At 53.2% G+C, this 18,259-nt stretch carries 17 protein-coding genes; 5 read left to right on the forward strand and 12 right to left on the reverse strand.

Translation table 11 applies throughout. From position 1 onward, the window contains the following. The 4 genes from OW493_RS15435 to OW493_RS15450 form a co-directional block, all read right to left on the reverse strand. On the reverse strand, positions 1-215 hold a 215-nt coding region (locus OW493_RS15435), incomplete at its 3' end, for an adenylyltransferase/cytidyltransferase family protein (RefSeq protein WP_289864827.1). Positions 216-242: 27 nt separating this feature from the next. After that, the gene (locus tag OW493_RS15440) at positions 243-2,801 is read right to left on the reverse strand and encodes a CDP-glycerol glycerophosphotransferase family protein (protein WP_289864828.1); all 2,559 of its coding nucleotides are present in this window, start codon (positions 2,799-2,801) and stop codon (positions 243-245) included. 33 nt (positions 2,802-2,834) lie between these two features. Further along, a complete protein-coding gene (locus OW493_RS15445) occupies positions 2,835-3,611 on the reverse strand; it encodes a hypothetical protein (RefSeq protein ID WP_289864829.1) in 777 nt (258 codons plus the stop codon). Positions 3,612-4,666: 1,055 nt separating this feature from the next. Continuing rightward, complete coding sequence (locus tag OW493_RS15450; protein ID WP_289864830.1) at positions 4,667-5,986, reverse strand: O-antigen ligase family protein; 1,320 nt, start codon at positions 5,984-5,986, stop codon at positions 4,667-4,669. Between the two features lie 687 nt (positions 5,987-6,673). Here OW493_RS15450 and OW493_RS15455 point away from each other — a divergent pair. Beyond that, positions 6,674-6,973, forward strand: a complete 300-nt coding sequence (locus OW493_RS15455; protein WP_289864831.1) for a hypothetical protein — start codon at positions 6,674-6,676, stop codon at positions 6,971-6,973. A 42-nt stretch (positions 6,974-7,015) separates the two neighbouring features. Beyond that, a complete protein-coding gene (locus OW493_RS15460; RefSeq protein ID WP_127734898.1) occupies positions 7,016-7,207 on the forward strand; it encodes a hypothetical protein in 192 nt (63 codons plus the stop codon). Between the two features lie 171 nt (positions 7,208-7,378). Here OW493_RS15460 and OW493_RS15465 read toward each other — a convergent pair whose 3' ends face one another. From OW493_RS15465 to OW493_RS15490, 6 genes are all read right to left on the reverse strand, one after another. Further along, positions 7,379-8,662, reverse strand: a complete 1,284-nt coding sequence (locus OW493_RS15465; RefSeq protein ID WP_084208291.1) for a TRAP transporter large permease — start codon at positions 8,660-8,662, stop codon at positions 7,379-7,381. Further along, positions 8,659-9,288 (reverse strand): TRAP transporter small permease, encoded by a 630-nt coding sequence (locus tag OW493_RS15470; RefSeq protein WP_289864832.1) that lies wholly within the window; start codon positions 9,286-9,288, stop codon positions 8,659-8,661. Before OW493_RS15470 ends, OW493_RS15465 begins: the two co-directional genes overlap by 4 nt. Positions 9,289-9,291: 3 nt before the next feature. Then, positions 9,292-10,266 (reverse strand): TRAP transporter substrate-binding protein, encoded by a 975-nt coding sequence (locus tag OW493_RS15475; protein ID WP_279856062.1) that lies wholly within the window; start codon positions 10,264-10,266, stop codon positions 9,292-9,294. A gap of 414 nt (positions 10,267-10,680) precedes the next feature. Then, entirely contained in the window at positions 10,681-11,580 is a 900-nt protein-coding gene (gene folE2, locus OW493_RS15480) for a GTP cyclohydrolase FolE2 (protein WP_289864833.1), read from the reverse strand. A 140-nt stretch (positions 11,581-11,720) separates the two neighbouring features. Continuing rightward, a complete protein-coding gene (locus OW493_RS15485) occupies positions 11,721-12,149 on the reverse strand; it encodes a DUF4440 domain-containing protein (RefSeq protein ID WP_084208287.1) in 429 nt (142 codons plus the stop codon). A 92-nt stretch (positions 12,150-12,241) separates the two neighbouring features. After that, the gene (locus OW493_RS15490; protein ID WP_289864834.1) at positions 12,242-13,315 is read right to left on the reverse strand and encodes a zinc ABC transporter substrate-binding protein; all 1,074 of its coding nucleotides are present in this window, start codon (positions 13,313-13,315) and stop codon (positions 12,242-12,244) included. Between the two features lie 132 nt (positions 13,316-13,447). Between OW493_RS15490 and OW493_RS15495 the strand changes: the two genes are divergently transcribed. Both OW493_RS15495 and OW493_RS15500 read left to right on the forward strand, forming a co-directional pair. Beyond that, positions 13,448-14,248, forward strand: coding sequence for a metal ABC transporter ATP-binding protein (locus OW493_RS15495; protein ID WP_289864835.1), 801 nt, complete (start codon positions 13,448-13,450; stop codon positions 14,246-14,248). Next, complete coding sequence (locus OW493_RS15500) at positions 14,248-15,087, forward strand: metal ABC transporter permease (RefSeq protein WP_289864836.1); 840 nt, start codon at positions 14,248-14,250, stop codon at positions 15,085-15,087. Before OW493_RS15495 ends, OW493_RS15500 begins: the two co-directional genes overlap by 1 nt. Positions 15,088-15,132: 45 nt before the next feature. On the opposite strand, the gene OW493_RS15505 is transcribed toward OW493_RS15500, so the two are convergent. Further along, positions 15,133-15,618, reverse strand: coding sequence for a MarR family transcriptional regulator (locus tag OW493_RS15505; RefSeq protein ID WP_289864837.1), 486 nt, complete (start codon positions 15,616-15,618; stop codon positions 15,133-15,135). Between the two features lie 103 nt (positions 15,619-15,721). On the opposite strand from OW493_RS15505, the gene OW493_RS15510 reads away from it, so the two are divergent. Further along, the gene (locus tag OW493_RS15510) at positions 15,722-16,621 is read left to right on the forward strand and encodes an EamA family transporter (protein ID WP_289864838.1); all 900 of its coding nucleotides are present in this window, start codon (positions 15,722-15,724) and stop codon (positions 16,619-16,621) included. 178 nt (positions 16,622-16,799) lie between these two features. On the opposite strand, the gene zigA is transcribed toward OW493_RS15510, so the two are convergent. Further along, on the reverse strand, positions 16,800-18,068 hold the full coding sequence (gene zigA, locus OW493_RS15515) for a zinc metallochaperone GTPase ZigA (RefSeq protein ID WP_289864839.1): 1,269 nt from the start codon (positions 18,066-18,068) through the stop codon (positions 16,800-16,802). Positions 18,069-18,259: the final 191 nt, after the last annotated feature.

An 18,259-nucleotide genomic window follows, 5' to 3' on the forward strand; every position in this document is an offset into this window, starting at 1 on the left:
ATCACGAGATCTACACAATCGATCGCTTCCACGATCTTGGCACGCTGATCGTAGGGAATCAGTGTCTTCTTGCCTTTCAGCAAGTTGAACTCATCAGTTGACACACCGACTATCAGACGATCACCTCTCTCACTGAGACGCTTCAGGAGATTGAGATGCCCGATATGGAACATATCAAATGTTCCATAAGTAATTATCACCTTTCCATCATTCATATTATCACCTGGAGCTTACTTTCAAGATTAAATATCGAGACTATTGCAATAAATTTTAGCCATTTCAATATATTTAGGTCTAGAAGAAAAGCTAATGACTTCTATTACGTTAATACCTGGCACAATCCTTCTTAACTCTCTATCGTAAGATTTCTTAACCAAGCCGCTCAATATTTTAAACTTCCGCCACAATCTCAAAGCAATTAAATCAAAAACATTAAACAAGGTATCTTTTGGCACAACAATCACAGTACATCCTTGCTCTAATAAGTATTTTGACAAGTCATCGCTAAAGTTATTAGCATCCAGTATGAAGACATAGTCTTGCAACTTACTTTCCCTTCCCTCCAAAAAGGTTTGTTCTTTACGACTCAAATTGCCGGATAAAAACACTACTATCTTATCAACAGATTTACACTTCTTAGGATATCTACCATTATAATTCTCAAAAAACCTAGAGTTTATATATCTAGCAGGCATAATGTTGTCGTGCCTATAAGGGGCTATATTAGAAGCTTTGAACTTTTCTTCTTGTGAAGAGCTCGCATCCTCAATATGAGTAAGTAATTGATCTATTGATTCACTTTGAGGAAATGGCAATTCTGTAATTGGAAAATAAAAACCTCTCCCCTCTATATACTCTTCTTTATCTGGAACATACAACAACACAGGTTTAGAGCTAGCAGCATAGTCAAACATTACACTGGAATAATCTGTTATCAATACATCTGTACAAGTTAAGAACTCATATACTTCGAAGCCATCAGGGAAGGGCTGCACCTTATTGCCAATATATTTTTTGATTTTTGAAGAAACTAGCTGATGCAAGTTATAATATACCATAGTATCTTCTGGCAATTCTTTTTCTAACTTATGGAAAAGCTCCGTGAACAAGTTTGCCTGAGCCGTTATATCCATATTACCTGTGCTAACGCCTCTCCAAGTGGGCATATAGGCAATAACCTTTTTATCATTAACGCCAAGTACCGTCCTTATCTCCTCTCTTCTCTCCGAAGAATCAATAACCTCGTTTTGAGGATAATCACTTTCTAAAACTTCACCATAGTAAATTTTATCTAAGTTATATGCCGGAAGAAGTACAGATTTTGCATATGGATTTGGTACTAAGAAATAATCAGCCATAAGAAACTGATTTTGATTTCGCCAAACATCTATAGCACCTTCCTTAATATCAAAACCAAGCGTTTTAATAGGAGTTCCGTGCCATGTGTTTAGTAGTATCTGTGAACAACGTTTAACAAAAAAAGTCGGGAATCTGGAGTTACTCACCAAATATTTACTAGTGGCAAGTCGATATATATACTTAAGTGATTTTGTATGGACCAACTCTACATTGTTAATATCATTTTTAATTAAAAACCTTTTATCTCTAACAAAATTGTTAGTTGCAAAAGAAATTTTAATATTTTGTCTACTTGCCTGTACATCTTTCATCAAGTGATACGGCGAGCCGCTAATATTGGCTCCAGAAAAAGAGGCATAAAGCACTCTATCTACTTCCAAACCACAGTATTTACCAAAAAAACAATAAACATTTTTTACTACACTTGCTTTCGATAAAATTCTATCCGACTTAAAAACTATAGACTTAGCCCAGTTAGGCGTAAATATATACAAACAAGCTTTCCAACGTTTATCTATCAACTGAGCTAGTCTTTCTACTTTACTAAGATTCTTTTCAACATAATCAATATCAGAAAAATGGTTTTTTATAAATGATTGCATCTTTCTAGCAAAACTTAGCTGTATTATTTTATTATCTTGCTGTGAGAATGCTTTTAATCTTCTCCCATAAAACCCTAAAGCCACTCTATATAAATCTTCTCTATTCCTAGAATAAGCGTTATTATTTTTTAAGCAATCAGCGATCAATTGTAGTGCTTTTTCTATATCTAAAACATTACTGGTGATACTATTAGTAATACTACCGCTCGTGCTTACACGATAGTTATACAAACATTCATTGACAACTTCTACCTTTTTTGACCGCACCAAGCTATTTATCAAGAACAAATAGTCTTCAGCATAATTTAAGGTCGTATTAAAAGATATTCGGTTCTCTTGAATTAAACTTTTACTGAATATTTTATCCCATACAAAAACAGATACTTTCCTTAAAAAACCATTTCCTTCACGTATATTCAAAGAGTTGAAGAAATTATCCTTATATAATTTTGGTTTTTTTTGTCCAGATTGCAGCAGGTTATTCCTGCATGTAATAACAATATCGGCTCTAGAGCTTACAGCCTTAGAATATAGCTTTTGATACATTTCCTTTTCAATATAGTCATCGGCATCTACAAAGCCAATATATTGACCTCTAGCAACTAAAAGCCCTCTATTTCTCGCATAGGAGACACCAGCTTGTTCTTCAAATTCAGACACTATAATATCTGGATAGCGATATGAAAAGTCATTTATTATATCTTGACTATTGTCAGTACTATTATTATTGACAACTATAACCTCAAATGAATCAAAGCTCTGTTTAACCAAGGAGTCTAGACATTGCTCCAAACTATTACTTGAATTATAGACCGGAACAATTACACTTAACTTAATCATTGTATACCTTTTATCGTGAGTTTGATAACCTGATCAGGAAATTTTATGTGATTGGATATGTTGATTAAGATACATAGTCTCAACCATTATACGCTGCAATCCTTGAAGATATAAACGGGAAATAAGCAATAGAAAGATAGTTTCATACACACCTAATAAACTATAATATACAAAAGCAACTAAAGAGAAAAAGACCGCCATGTAGGACAAAGCTAATGTATATTCAATCAACTGCTTTCTGTGAATTTTCACAAAAGTTACTCTGTCATCTTCTTTTGCTTGAAAAGCGTGTTTTAAAAACACATTAACCATTACATATGACAAGAGCAATACTAAGACACCAATATAAATATTAATACTCAATGCTATTATCGATACTACAGAGCAGAGGAATATATCACTCATCAAGCGTGATGTTTGTGTATAGGCTATCCGCAAATCTTTTGTTTTCAATTGAAAACCGTTTCCGTCATATTGCGAACTCCATATTACTTTCAAATCTAAATCTATTAACTTTCTATACACCAACCCTAATAGCATATACAAAATATAAAAAAATGGTACTGAAAGTAAGACTATAATTATAAAATTTCTGTAAGGTATAACTTCTTTTAAAGACTCGAAATATGCTGGTGGCTTATCCATAGAAATCATAATTAATACTTTAATTGGCAAAAAGAACGATATAGTTTGTGCCACTTTGGATAATGAAAAAAAACTCGCTGCCGAAAAAAAGAATTTTACATTTTTGTGAAAAAACTGCGTTAACAAGTAGCATTGCTTAGCAAAAAAACTCAAAGACTTACCCATACGTTTCACCAATGAATACAGAAATTATATTAGGCCATAATACTTATTGCAGTATACTGCATAAACAAATTCATAGCGGAGCTGTCATACAACTGCACCTCATAAGTAAGCAACTAATATCATGATATATTTTCGCAATTGGCAATTAATAGGCCTCTAAAAGAGCAAACTTAAAATTTAATGCTTTTTGACATCTCTATGCTTTTCTGTGTAGATCAACACATCCAAAAAATATTTTAAACACGCTACCGCCCCAGGATTGTGGGGCAATTCCTGAAGCCAGACGACAGACAGGGCGCGATGGTAAGATCACGATACCCTGTTTGAGAAAATAGAGAGGTTTTTTATTCAAAGCTTCATGGATTATACATATTTTCGTCATATTTGGCTAGATTCAGAGTAGTGAAGTCCACCTTCTTGCAGGGGGTTAATCAAGAAAGCACCAGATAATCATCACCTTAGTGTGCGTCGAAGGTATGGAGCGGCCAGCGGGTCAACAAAAAAGGGCTGTTCTTGTGAGATGCGCCCGGCACTGGAAGAGACAGAACAGACTCGCAAGCATCAGATCATGTTAATGATTTATCATGAGAGGGATATCAATACGACAGTAATGCGTCTCGGTCGCTAGATATTTTCTGGCTCTAATTTCTCGCTTTCTACATTAGTCAGTAATTAATCGCTTCATCAAATACCACTACCCAGCTCCTATTTTCATTGAATTGTTCATTTGCAGTACTTAAACATTCTATGTAGTTACCTATCGGAGCAACAGTGGAGAAAAGTCAAAAGTCTAAAGGATATCTCCAGATGGTGGTAAACGCGTAGCGGATCGTGTCTACCTGATGACCTCTTGAGATAGCTCATACCAGAAACCCGGCTCATTATTTATTAATATGCCAATGAAGTACAATATAAAAAACATGGATTACCTCGTCCAATAACAGCTTACTGGCATTTCTTATTTATATTAGGTAACAACCGATATTCTTGTAATCAAAAATAAAGCGCGCCAGAATGATCTGACGCGCTTTATTCATACTTATTAACAGATTCGATTACGCAGTCTGTTGACTCAAACGCCAACGCCAATAATGTGTGACCAAACCACCCACGATCAGATTATGTACAAACAGGCCTGTCGGGAATGAATTATAAGATTCAAAGTTACTGATTATCATCCAATAGATGAAGAACATCAGGCCGAAGCAGGCAATGTCATCAGGCATCGCATTACCCCGCCACGCTAGCCAGGTGGCACGGCCAATCCAGAATGCCAATAGAGACATCGCGACAAGTCCAACAATTCCATATTCGACCCAGGTTTCAAGGAAGTAATTATGCAGATGGCCATATTTTGCCAGTACCCAATCTGGCAGCCAGGTCGTTTCCGACATGACCAACTGACGGCCTTCAGGCCCCCACCCTGTCATCGGGCGTTCCGCAATCCACTGGCTTGCCGCGATCCAGCTATTGATACGAATGCCGATGCTTGTATAAGGAACTTCCGTGATTTCGCCATCTACCAACTGAGATATCACACTGCTCTCTTTATGGAAGCGATGATTGAGAGAGTCTCCCAGTGTAGAGACCAGTACCCCTGCCCCGATTACGATAGATAATAGAATTGTGACGAGATACTTTGTCAAATGTCTGGTTCTACCCTCCAGTACGGACTTGATAACCCAGAGTATCAGACCAATGCCACTCGCAATCGTTGCACTGAGCCAGACGGCTCTTGTCTGACCAACGGCGATGCCAGTCACTACCATCACCATCGCCAAGCACCAAAGCGCTATTCTCAAATACCGCGCGTTACCGTTGCTCCAAAAGCGACGAGCAAAACAGAGCAAACCCAATAGCGAAACCCCAAACAACATGGATGCATGCTGGTTGTTACGGATTCCGAATCCCACTCTTTCCCCAGTAAACCCGGTGAGCCATCCGTCGTCACCTGGTGCAAATAGCGTCGTGACCAAGACCCCGCCGACTGCCAGTCCCCACACGATGAGAGTATTTCGTGTACTTCCGTTCAACCACCACGCCACACTGATGAAGATAAACAATTTGGCCAGATCCTGGAGCCTTGGGTCATCTATCGCCCATTGCGGGTACTGCCATAATCCCAGGCTCCAGGAAAACAATTGTACGCAGAGAAACCCCAGCAATAGTAAGAGGGGGGCCTTGCGCAAGCCTTTACCGTATACACAGAATGCGACAAGCCCCGAAAATGCCAAGACTCGTTCCATCACTTCTTGAGTGTTTGGCAAGACAAATTGTAAAGCGGCATATAATAATAACGATATGATGCCTATATAAGCCAGCCAACGAGCTCCGAGACGATCATCAATCGAATACCAACACTTTACAGGTTGCATAATGACTCTACTTATCCAAGGTGTCTTTATCACACTGGGGTTTATCTTGGGGATATCAAAGAGTCTTGTCTCTATGCGATCTAGATAGACTCTTTCAAGCTGAGTTATCGAATGACGAACTCTGGACGCGGAATTTTACACAGTCTTTCCTGCCACCACAATGAAGACCGCTCAAAGGAGGAGACGCCACCCACTTTTTGAGTAGTGAAACAGGAGGTTGCCATTAGTCAAGCCATCGCAAAGCCCTGCTTGCCCATCATCGGGTCAGCCTTCCCAAGACCTGGCAAAATGAAGCAGGTCTGCAGACACGACGACGTCACGCACAATATTATCTGAGTCATGACTACGCTGGGGGTCCACATGACAAAGATAACTTCTGATCACTGGGATGATACGTTAAATCACTCTCTGTTACAGAAGGCTCATCTCATCTGTTGAGCGATAACAGGTCAAGGATTGAGCTCATCCCTGAGACAAGAACTCCAGGGAGCGATGATGTCTGAATGCGTCACCACTGCGACGACACTTCGGCAACTAATCCGATGTCCGTCATTCGACTTTGCGTCTTGAGCTCTGATTCTGACCTTGGTTGTCAGTATCCGCCATCCACTGACTTGATATTGCCCCCCTGGCGATCAGCCAACCCCTGAAAAATCGCGCGGAGGCCGGTAACGGTCGATGAGGGCCGTGGACAAGATGCTCAGCCAGGCCAATGATCTCGCGATGGTCTGTGACGCGCACCAGCTCGCCCTTAGCGATGGCGTCTCCCGCCATGAAATCCCAGGCCAGACCGGTGCCGGCGCCTCGCTGAATGGCGGCATGCATTGCCAGCACGCTGACGGTGTCAGGGTGCTGTCGCGCGCAGGCGTCGCCGTCTTGCAGCCGCGAATACTGCCTCTGGAGCTGTCATCAGAGCGCTGGTGGGCTTTCGGTGCCGCAGTCGTCTTCATGTCGGTGGGCGGTTCGTGGATTGCCAATGCCTTGTGAAACTCCTCCGCCCAGCGGTTGCCGGTCTCCGTGGGTGGGCAGATGACCGTCTTCGAGACCTGCTGTGTGTTGCTCTACGGATACCTGCTGGCATGGCAATGGCCCCTGACCAACGAAGTATTGGGCATGCTGCTGATGCCTGGAGGTGTCACCTGGATTCTCCGTGCCGAACAGCATGTGTCCGGCCCCCGCCAGATAGCACAAGGCGTGCCGGTTGCTGGACCGGAAAAGTGAAATCCCCCGCCTGATGCAGCGTGGATTGCCTGAGGGGCATGCACCTCGGGGGTCGCTTGCTGGCTTCAGACACGCCAAGGCCGCCTCAAAGGGCGGCCTTGGCGTGTCTGGTGAGCAGTCTCCATCACTGCCCTACTTATCTACCTACCTCTCTACCTATCAATCAAACACTCACCCATAGAAGTGCTCGACAAGGCTCATGGGAATCGCCGGCACGTAGGTGACCAGCATCAGCACCAGGAAGAGCACGAAGATCATCGGCAGATTGACCTTGGTGGTTTCCCACATGTCCGTTCTGGCAATCGAGCAGGAGGTCGCCAGCACCGAGGCGACGGGGGGTGTCTGCTGACCGATGGCGAGGTTGAGCGTCAGGATCAGGCCGAAGTGGATCGGGTCGATCCCGATCTGCTGGATCAGCGGCATCACGATCGGCACGACCAGGATGATGGCCGCTGCACCATGCAGGAACATCCCCAGCAACAGCAGCAGGATATTGAGCAACGCCAGCACCGCCACCGGGTCCGTGGTCAGTGAGGTGATTTCCTGCGCCAGTTGCTGCGGCAGCTGCATCTCGGTCAGGAACAGCCCCAGCACCGCGGAGGTGGCGACCAGCAACATCACGACTGAGGTCTGGATCACGCCATCGATCACCGCGCGATATAGCACCTGCAGGTTCAGCTCACGGTAGACCAGCCCCCCGATGACCAGCGCCGCCAGCACGGCGATGCCCGCCCCTTCCGTGGCGGTCACGAAGCCGCCGAAGATTCCGCCCAGGATGATGACCGGCAACGTCAGCGCCCAGAAGGCTTCCCGGAACGCCTTGCCAAGCGCCGACAGCGAGAAGGCAGCCTCACGCGGCATGTCGTACTTGCGGGCATAGTAGTAGCAGAGCACTGCCAGGCCGAATCCCCCCAACAGGCCCGGAATGATCCCCGCCACGAACAGTTTGACGATGGAGGTATCCGCGATGGCGCCATACAGGATCATCGACAGCGACGGCGGAATGATGATCGCCAATGACGCGGAGGATGACGTGATGGCCGCCGAGAACTCTGGCGTGTACTTGCGCTTCTTCATCTCGGGAATCAACACCGACCCCGTGGCTGCCACGTCCGCGACAGCCGAGCCGGAAATCTCGGCAAAGAACAGCGATACCCCGACATTGACCATCGCCAGGCCACCGCGCACGAACCCTACCATCGCCGTGACGAGGTTGATCAGTCGCATGGAGATGCCCGAGGTATTCATCAGCGCGCCGGCCAGAATGAACAGCGGAATCGCGATCAGCGGAAACTTGGTCGCACCATTGAAGAGCGTCAGCGGCACGTTCACCAGCGCATCCACGCCCATGAAGATCACCACACCGACGACCCCGACGGTGCCAATGGCGACCGCAATGGGCACGTTGATCAACACCAGTGCGAACAGCGCCGCGATAATGATCAGTAGCGTCATGAACGGTGCTCCTTGAGGTCTTGCTCGGCCAGACGGATGGCTTCCGCGATCTCTTCCTCTTCGCTGTTGACGCCTTCACACATCTTGCGCCATGCGTGGGGCAGGCTCAGCAGCTCACACACGATGAAGAGTGCCGCACTGAGCGGGATCACCGACTGGGTGACATCCAAGCCGATGCTCGGCAAGGCGATCAAGGCATCCCAGGCCAGCACGTCCAGCACCTGATACCCAAACCAGCCCACCACGGCAAAGAATCCGATCACGATTAGCTCAGAGGTAATGAACAGCGTACTGCGCAGTGCGATGGGCGCCTTGGTGATCAAGCCGGGAAAGCCCATGTGCGAACGCTTCAAGGCCGCGAGACAAGCGCCATAGAAGCTGAGCCATGCCAGATTGATCGAGGCGACCTCGTCATACCACGGCAAGGAGCCACCGAAGGTACGCAAGGCCACTGCCGCCAGCACGATCACTGTCAGCGACAACAGCAGGCTGACGGTAAATACCTCAAGGCAGCGTTCTACCACACGGTTGATCCTGTCCAGCACTGTCAAGTCAGCCTTGGGCGTCAGTCCTTCCCCACTCTCGGTGGGGAAGGTTGCCTTGGCCGCATGGGAATGCGAGCTCATGACTTACTCCTTGGCCAGTGCCATGGCCCGGTCAACCAGCGCCTGGCCGCCATCGACCTTGTCGGAGAACGCCTGATAGACCGGCGCACTTGCAGTGACGAAGGCATCCCGGTCCACCTCGTTGACGGCCATGCCACCCGCCTTGAGGCTTGCCAGCAGCTTGTCATCAAGCTCCGCCCCCTTGGCGAAGGCCCAGCTCTGAGTCTCGGCGGAGACTTCGGCAATCGCTGCCTTCACGTCCTCGGGCATCTTGTTCCAGCCGGCCTGACTGCTGGTCAACCAGATGGGCGAATAGACATGATTGGAGAGTGACAGATACTTCTGCACCTCCTGGAACTTGGCGCCATCGATGTTGGACAGCGGGTTCTCCTGACCATCGACGACCCCGGTCTGCAGCGCCACGAAGACTTCCGAGAAGGCCATCGGTGTCGGGTTGGCGCCCCAGGCGTTGAACATGCCGGTCCGCCATTCGCTCTGTGGGGTACGCAGCTTCAGCCCGTCCAGGTCTTCTGGCGCCACGATCGGATGCTCGTTATTGGTGATCTGACGGAAGCCGTTCTCCCAGGTGGAGACCAGCTTGAGGCCCTTGGACTTGGCATCCTCGGCCAGATCCGTCATCACGATCTCGTCATCGATGCGCTTGAGGTGCTCGCGGTCCTTGACCATGAACGGCATGTCGAACAGGGCGAAGCTTGGTGACACGGACGACATCACCGAGGAAATCGCGGCCAGGTCGACCGTACCCAGGCGCAGCTTCTGGATCAGCTGGCGCTCATCCCCCAGCTGCCCACTGTGGTAGTACTCAACCTGATGCTCATCACCGAGCCGGGCTTGCAGGCTATCGGCGAAGTACTGCGCGGTCTGGCCCTGCAGACTGTTGGGACTTCCCCCGATGGCAAACACGATCTTCTCGGCATGCGCGGTCGTGGTACCCAAGGCGGCGGCTAACAGCGTGGCGGCAAGCATGACTCGCTTCATTGTCGAATCCCTTTGATTGTTCTGATTATGGGTATGGACGTATCGCGTCTGGCATGACGCTTGAGGACGGTGAGCGTGTGCTGGCGACGGAGCTTCGAGCGCTTCACGCGCAAGAGCCGCCTTCCTCAAGTGGACTGCAAACCATACCAGATAGAGCAGAACTTAGACGCCTTCCGACTCAAGGGTCAATCCAATTGGCGCAGAAATAGACCTTTGTCTAGACATATACGCAATATATCGCTCTACACCATAGCATCTGGCCTGTTTTGCAAACCACATGATGCCTGATGGCGGTGCTCCAGACGCGAAGGCCCCACCGGCATCGCCGGCAGGGCCTGGACAGATCAGGACATCAACCTCGATGTCTCTTCAGCGGGGCCATGAGCTGGCACTCACCATGGCGCAGGGGGTTTCTTACGCACCACCTCCCCAGGCCACGGCATCATGGGGGTGAAGGCTCTCGATATGCCGCACATGGACATGCGCCTCACCCTGTGAGAGCGCCAGGCCATTGATCAAGCGGCGCGCGGCGTCCTCGACGAACATCAGATTCTGACCATTGAGCGCGGCAAACGCCTGCTCATCGGCGCGTTTCACGGCCGTCTGGACAGGCGTCGCCACGGCCTGCTCGATGGCATCGATCAGCGCGATCAGCCCCAGATCCTCGGCCTCAGGCTTGAGCGTGACCCGGACAATCGCTTCACTGCGCTGGCTGTGGGGCGTGGCCAGGGTGGCATGGTGGGTGAGCCACTCGGCGACCTGCTCTGGGGTCAGCGTTGCATCATGGCGGTGAGCCTCCAGGAATGCCTGCTCGATCAGCTGACGCGACAGGGCCGCCGAGCAGGGACAGGTGGAGGAATAGCCCACCGTGACACTGGCCTGCAGCGTGAACCTGCCCTCGTGCAGACTGGCCTTCAGCGTGACGGGATACGACTTCCATCCGTAGAGTGCCGGCGTGACTAGCGCCGGACGCTTCACCAGCAGTGCGAACGTCATCTTCACGCGGGCATTGCGCGAGGCGCAGTCATGATGACTTTCGACCATTGCAGCGAGCACATTCCGCAGACTGCCGGGGGTCAGCGCCTTGCCCTCCGCCAGCCCATCCAGCAGACGGTAGAGGCGCGACATGTGAATGCCCTTGGTGTGCGGCATCGGCAGGTCGACCTGCGCATCCACGCGGGCATGCAATTCACGGCGGTAATCGCCCTCCTCGATGAGCACGGGCAGATCAATGCCCTGCATGCCCACCCACTGAAGGGGGCTCAGGGAACGGGAGCGCTCGGTCAGGGAAACGTCGGGGAGTATTGCGGTCATTCGTCAGATATCCAGAGCGGCTCTCATCAGTGCCGCCTTCCTCACGCCGGTGGGAGGCAGGCACTGAGTTCCGCCGAAGTGTGGGGGAGTGTCAGGAGAGGTGATGAACACAGCGCGGACGACTCGCCGTCAGCGCAGGATCATCCCGCCAGTCGCGAGGAGTGATGGCCGGTGATCCTCCACTCGCCGAGGATCTCCTCGAAGGTGAACAGAAAGCGGGCCGGAATCGTGACCGTCTCGTCAGCGACGCGATACTCGAAGGTGTAATGCCCGCCGATCACCACGGTGCCCAGCTTGCGACTGACCCGTGGCGAGTACTCACCCAGCTCGCAGGCCAGCGCCTCATTGGCGAGAAAACCATCGAAATAGGCCTGCCGCTGCTGGCGATTCTCACGCACATCATCGGCGACCGTCGGCACCAGAATCGCGTCCTCGGCATACAGCGAGAGAAGCGTTTCCTTTTCCCCACGCGTGACGGCGATCGCCCAGCGTTCGAGCGTGCGCGTTGCGGCATTGATGCAGAATTCAGCGTCACGTTCCGTCAATGGTGGGGACGTCGGATGGGGCATGCAGTGGCTCTCCCTTGAGGATGAGGCTCTTGAGGATATGGAAGGAAAGACGGGGATCTGCCGGCCTCCCCGTCCTGATGTCACGTGATCGCTCAGGCGTCGGCGCACCGCAGGATGCCCTGCCCCAAACGCTCGATCAGCTGCGGATAGAGTGTCTCGCCCAGCGGCAGCCCGACCCCCAGCGGCTCGAAGACGATGGAGGTCTTGACGCCGGTCCCCTCGAAGACACTCTCGATCAACGCCGGGTTGTACTGTGGCTCACGGAAGACGCACTGGATGTTGTCCCGCGCCACGCGCGCTTGGATCTCCTTGACGCGCGCCGGGCTGGGCGTGGAGGCATCGCCCAGTGAGATGGCACCGGACGCGGGAGCATCGAAGCGGTGCTCGAAGTACTGGTAGGCATCATGGAAGACGATGTAGCGAGTGCCCTGCACCTGTGCCAGACGCGCTGACAGTGACTCTGTCATGGCGTCGAGCTCCCGCTGGCCCGTCTGGGCATTCCTGCGATAGGTCGCAGCATGCTCCGGGTCCTGCGCTGCCAGCGATTCCGCGATCGCCGCCAGCCAGAGACGCGCATTCATCGGGTCCAACCAGCCATGCGGGTTCATGCCAGCGTGGGCATGCTCATGGTGATCATCATGGCTGTCGTGATGCTCGTCGTGCTCCGCATGGGCTTCGTGACCGCCATCATGATGCTCGTCATGGTCACCGTGCTCTTCATGATCACCATCGTGATGCTCTTCGTGATCGCCATGCACTTCATCATGTTCAAAAGACACCTCATCATCATGATGATGCGCTTCGAAGGTGGCGCCCTCGCGATAGCGCAGATGAAGGGTGCCGGGCACTTCCATCAGCTCGAGGGTGTCGGCATCCGCGGCCAGCGACGCACGCGCCTTGGCAAGCCAGGGCGTCAGCTCATCACTGACGAAGAACACGATATCCGCGTCGGCCAGTGACCTGGCCTCCGAGATCCGCATGGAATAGCCATGCGGCGATGCTCCAGGCTGGATGACAAGCTCGGGACTGCCCAGCTCCCCCATGACGCGCGAGACCAGTGAATGCACCGGCGGGATGTCCACCGCGACGGAGGGCACCTCCGCCATGGCCACGGCGGGCAGCATCAATACTGGCAGCGAGAGTAAGGGCAGCAACCGATTGCGCATGACGGTTCTCCAGAAGATGCGATGACACGGAAGGAAGTTTGGAGACGCTACCGCCTCGACTCAATATGTTATAACATAACACTTACAGACACTGAACCGTCAACGTTGTCATTCTTCAAGGGCCCGCTTCCCATGCCGCTGTTATCGATCGAGAACCTCTGCGTCACCCTCGGCAAGCACCGCATTCTCGAGGAGATCGAGCTACAGGTGGAACGCGGTGAAATCGTCACCCTCGTAGGCCCCAATGGGTCTGGCAAGTCCACGCTGCTTCGCAGCATCATCGGGTCCATCACCCCGTCGCACGGTCGGATACAACGAGAGCCGGGACTCAAGATCGGCTATGTTCCTCAACGTCTGAGCCTGGACCCGACGCTGCCGATGACGGTGGAACGCTTCCTGAACCTGCCACATCGACACTCGCTGGATACCGTGGCCCATGCCCTCCTGCAGGCCGGTATTCCCGGTGCCGAGGTTCAGCAGATCGCCAGTCTCTCCGGTGGTCAGTTCCAGCGCATTCTGCTGGCTCGTGCACTGCTGGATTCGCCTGATCTCCTGCTGCTGGATGAGGCGACCCAAGGCCTGGATCATCGTGGCATCGCGGATTTCTATCGTCAGATCGACCGTGTCCGTCACACCCTCGGCTGCGGAGTGCTGATGGTCAGCCACGAACTGCATGTGGTGATGCGCGCCTCCGACCGCGTCGTCTGCCTGCATGGGCACGTCTGCTGCCAGGGCACGCCAGAGCGCGTCATGGCCTCACCGGCCTATCAGGATCTGTTCGGACTCGATACCGCTGACGCCCTCGCCTTCTACCGACATGACCATCGACACAGTCATCACCACAGCCACACAGCCCCGCCGATGGATGACAGGGTGCCGCCTGCACAGCCCCTCACGACACCCGCGACACCGATCACAGAGAGATTGTACTGATGCTTGACGCCCTCATGGACGACTTCATGGTCCGCGCCGCTCTGGCAGGCATTGCCGTGGCGCTTGCGGCAGCGCCCCTGGGCTGTTTCGTCGTCTGGCGGCGCATGGCCTATTTCGGCGATGCCACGGCCCACGCCGCAATTCTCGGGGTGGCGCTGTCACTGTTGATGTCCACCTCGATGCTGGCAGGCGTGCTCGCCGTCTCGCTGATCATGGCGACGCTGGTAACCCTGCTCAGCGGACGCGGCTATGCCATGGACACCCTGCTTGGCGTCATGGCGCACTCCTCGCTCGCCTTCGGGCTGGTCGCCGTCTCCTTCCTGCCTGGCGTACGGATCGACATGATGGCCTATCTGTTCGGCGACATCCTGGCCGTCAGCAAGACGGATCTCGCCATCATCGCCACAGGCGGCCTGCTGGTCCTCGGGCTGCTCCGCTGGCGCTGGTCGGCATTGCTCACCGCCACGCTCAACGAGGACCTGGCGCGTGCCAGCGGCATCAACCCACGACGCGAACAGCTGGTGCTGACATTGTCGCTGGCCGTGGTGGTCGCGGTCGCTCTGAAGGTGGTCGGGGCGCTTCTGATCACCGCGCTGCTGATCATTCCAGCGGCCACGGCACGCCGCTTCTGCCACACCCCAGAACTCATGGCGGTTACCGCTGCCATCGTCGGCGGGATTTCCACCACCGGCGGTCTGCAGGCAGCCTACTGGCTGGATACGCCCACCGGCCCCACCATCGTGTGCCTCGCGACCCTGCTGTTTGCCCTGAGCACTGCAGCGGCACGCATCTCACGCCTCGTTTCTCAGACCGGCAGCGAGACTTCTACTCGAGGTTGACCTGGTGCATGCCCCTACAGAGGCCCGATGAGTGCGGCATGATAGCTAGCGTTCTTCATCAGTCATTAGCTTGCGCAGCAGACAGGCAAGCTGATGTTGCTCATCGCTGTCCAGCGCACTCGCCATCCGGTGCTGATTCTCGACATGCGCTTCCAGAGTGGTGTCGATCAGACGACGCCCTGCTTCCGTCAGCGCGACGCGATTGCTGCGCCGATCCTCATCACTGGCCTGGCGTTGCAACAACCCTCGCTTCACCAGCTGATCTATCCGCGTGCTCATGGCACCGGAAGAGAGCATCAACGTCTGATACAGCTGAGTCGGGGTCAAGGGCATCTGTGAACGTCGCAGCGTCGCTAGGATGTCAAACTCGATAGTCGACAGGCCCTCCTTCTCGAATACCTGCTCCATCCTCGAGCCAAACACACGACCTGCCCGGCTGATACGCCCGAATATGCCCATCGGCCGGCAATCCAGATCGGGGCGAGCTTCCTCCCACTGCGCAAGAATGCGATCCACGGTATCCAACATCATGAAACCTCCTATTTATCTTTCCCAAAAGATACTTTGACGTCGGCGGTTTTGCGAGTACTCTTACACTTATCTTTTTAAAAAGATACTTCAAGGAGAGGCAAGCATGCCATCTTCACACCTGAAGGTTCTCGCCATGACCGCTACAGCCCCGATCATTTGGGGGAGTACTTACCTGGTGACACAGACCCTTCTCCCTGCCGACACGCCATTCACCGCAGCCACCATTCGTGCCCTTCCCGCGGGAATACTGATTCTGCTCTGGACTCGACAGACCTTGTCGGGAGGGTGGTGGGTGAAGGCCATGGTGCTGGGCACCCTCAATATCGGACTCTTCTTTACCTGCCTATTTGCCGCGGCATACCGCATCCCCGGCAGCATGGCCGCCTTGCTGCTGGCAAGTCAGTCGGTGTGGGTTCTACTGTTGAGTCGCTGGTGGCTAGGGACAGACTTCAACATGACAGCCGCAATGCAGTGTGGACTGGGCATGGTCGGAGTGGTGATGCTGCTCAATCCCGGCCAAGGTGGACTGGACATGACAGGGGTCGGGGTCGCACTGCTCGGTGCTGTATCGATGGCCGCCGGCATCGTACTCAGCAAGCGCTGGCAACGTCCGCCCGACGTCAGTCAATTGAGCCTGACGGGCTGGCAATTGATCTTCGGTGGACTGTTGTTGCTGCCTTTGGCCGCCTGGTCGGAAGGTATTCCGACCACCCTCGAGCCGCAACATCTGCTGGGCTATGGCTACCTGATCCTGCCGGGTGGCGTGCTCGGCTATAGCCTCTGGTTTGCCGGCGTCCAGCGACTGCCCGCCTTTTCCGCATCACTGCTGGGAATGCTCAGCCCGCTGACGGCAACTGTGTTGGGTTTTCTATGGATGGGCGAGTCATTCGGCTCCCTTCAATGGCTTGGCACTCTTTGCATCGCTTCTGCCCTGACATGCCCTCTCTGGGTATCGCTCAAGCGACGTAGCACTCAGCCAAGCCGTCATGAATTGACTCGATGACACAACAGGGAAAATCCCACGTGCATAGGCAGTCTGCCTTGAACGGGAAAGTCATCTCTTCAAGGAACGAAGAGCAGGTGCATCAAGCAATGAACGTAGAAACAGAACACCCCACTGATCGCGTATCAGTGGGGTGGGTTGGTGAGTGCCAGCAGATCAGGGACTCAGGTGCTATCGCTCATTCCCAGGCGGGAAACGGGTCCGGCAGAATACGCCAGGCTTCCTTGCCTGCCAGCAGCGTGGCGTCATCGAGCAGACACTCATCCAGCGCCTGGCGGATACGGTCTTCCTCCAGGTTCTGACCGATGAACACCAGCTCCTGGCGCATGTCGCCGAAGGGCTCCTGCCATTTCTCCTGTATCGACGCCAGATACTCGTGATCTTCAGGCCATTCGACCTTCGGTACCGCCTTCCAGAACATGCCGCCGAATCCGTAGTGGGCGATGCCACCGGCCTGGTTCCACTGCCCCGCGAACTGCGGGCGCGTGGCCAGCCAGAAGAAGCCCTTGGAGCGCAGCAGCTTGCCACCGAACCAGTCACCGTGGAGCAGCTGGTAAAATTTCTCGGGATGGAACGGCACGCGCGCATGGTAGGAGAAGCTCGAGATGCCGTACTCCTCGGTCTCCGGCACGTGCTCGCCGCGCATCTCCTTCAGCCAGCCCGGTGCCTGCTGTGCACGATCGAAACTGAAGCGACCGGTATCCAGCACCTTGGAAAGCGGCACGGCGCCCTGCGCCATGGGCAGAATCTCGGCCTCCGGGTTGAGCGAGCGCAGCACGGCCGTCAGCTCATCCAGCTGGGTTGCCTCGATCATGTCCGTCTTGCTGATCAACAGCACATCGCAGAACTCGATCTGGTCAACCAGCAGGTCGGCGACATTGCGCTCATCGTCCTCGCCGAGGCTTTCCCCGGCTTCGGCCAGTGACTGCGCCTCGCGATACTGGGCAAGGAAGTTGGCACCATCCACGACGGTGACCATGGTGTCGAGGCGCGCGACATCGGAGAGGCACTGGCCATCCTCATCCTCGAAGGTGAAGGTTTCCGCCACCGGCAGTGGCTCGGAAATGCCGGTGGACTCGATCACCAGGCAGTCGAAGCGCCCCTCCTCGGCCAGCCGGCGGACCTCGAGGAGCAGGTCCTCGCGCAGCGTGCAGCAGATGCAGCCATTGCTCATCTCCACCAGCTGCTCCTCGGCGCGATTGAGCGCCACCTCGCTGCCTGTGCCGGGTGCGCCACGCACCATGGCGGCGTCGATATTGACCTCGCTCATGTCATTGACGATCACCGCCACCCGACGCCCTTCGCGGTTGGCCAGGATGTGATTGAGCAACGTCGTCTTGCCGACGCCCAGAAAACCGGACAGCACAGTGACTGGCAGGGATTGTGGCAGGGGCCGCGACAGGGCTTGAGACGGGGATTGCGTTGGAGACACTCGGGGGGAAGTCATCAGGCGGTACCTCGATAGGATAGGGTCTTGGCCACGTCGCTTTCGCCTGGAGGCATTCTTGCCGGCGCAGGGTCAGGGCGAGGGTCAGGCGAGTGCCTGGACGTGGGGGACCGCTGGTTTCTCGATCATCAGATGCGGCAAATGATACGTTATAACATAATCTTCCGTCAGCCATTTTCTGATGAACCGCC

Origin of the sequence: Cobetia sp. 14N.309.X.WAT.E.A4 (assembly GCF_030397495.1) — a bacterium.
GTDB classification, from domain to species: Bacteria; Pseudomonadota; Gammaproteobacteria; order Pseudomonadales; family Halomonadaceae; genus Cobetia; species Cobetia marina.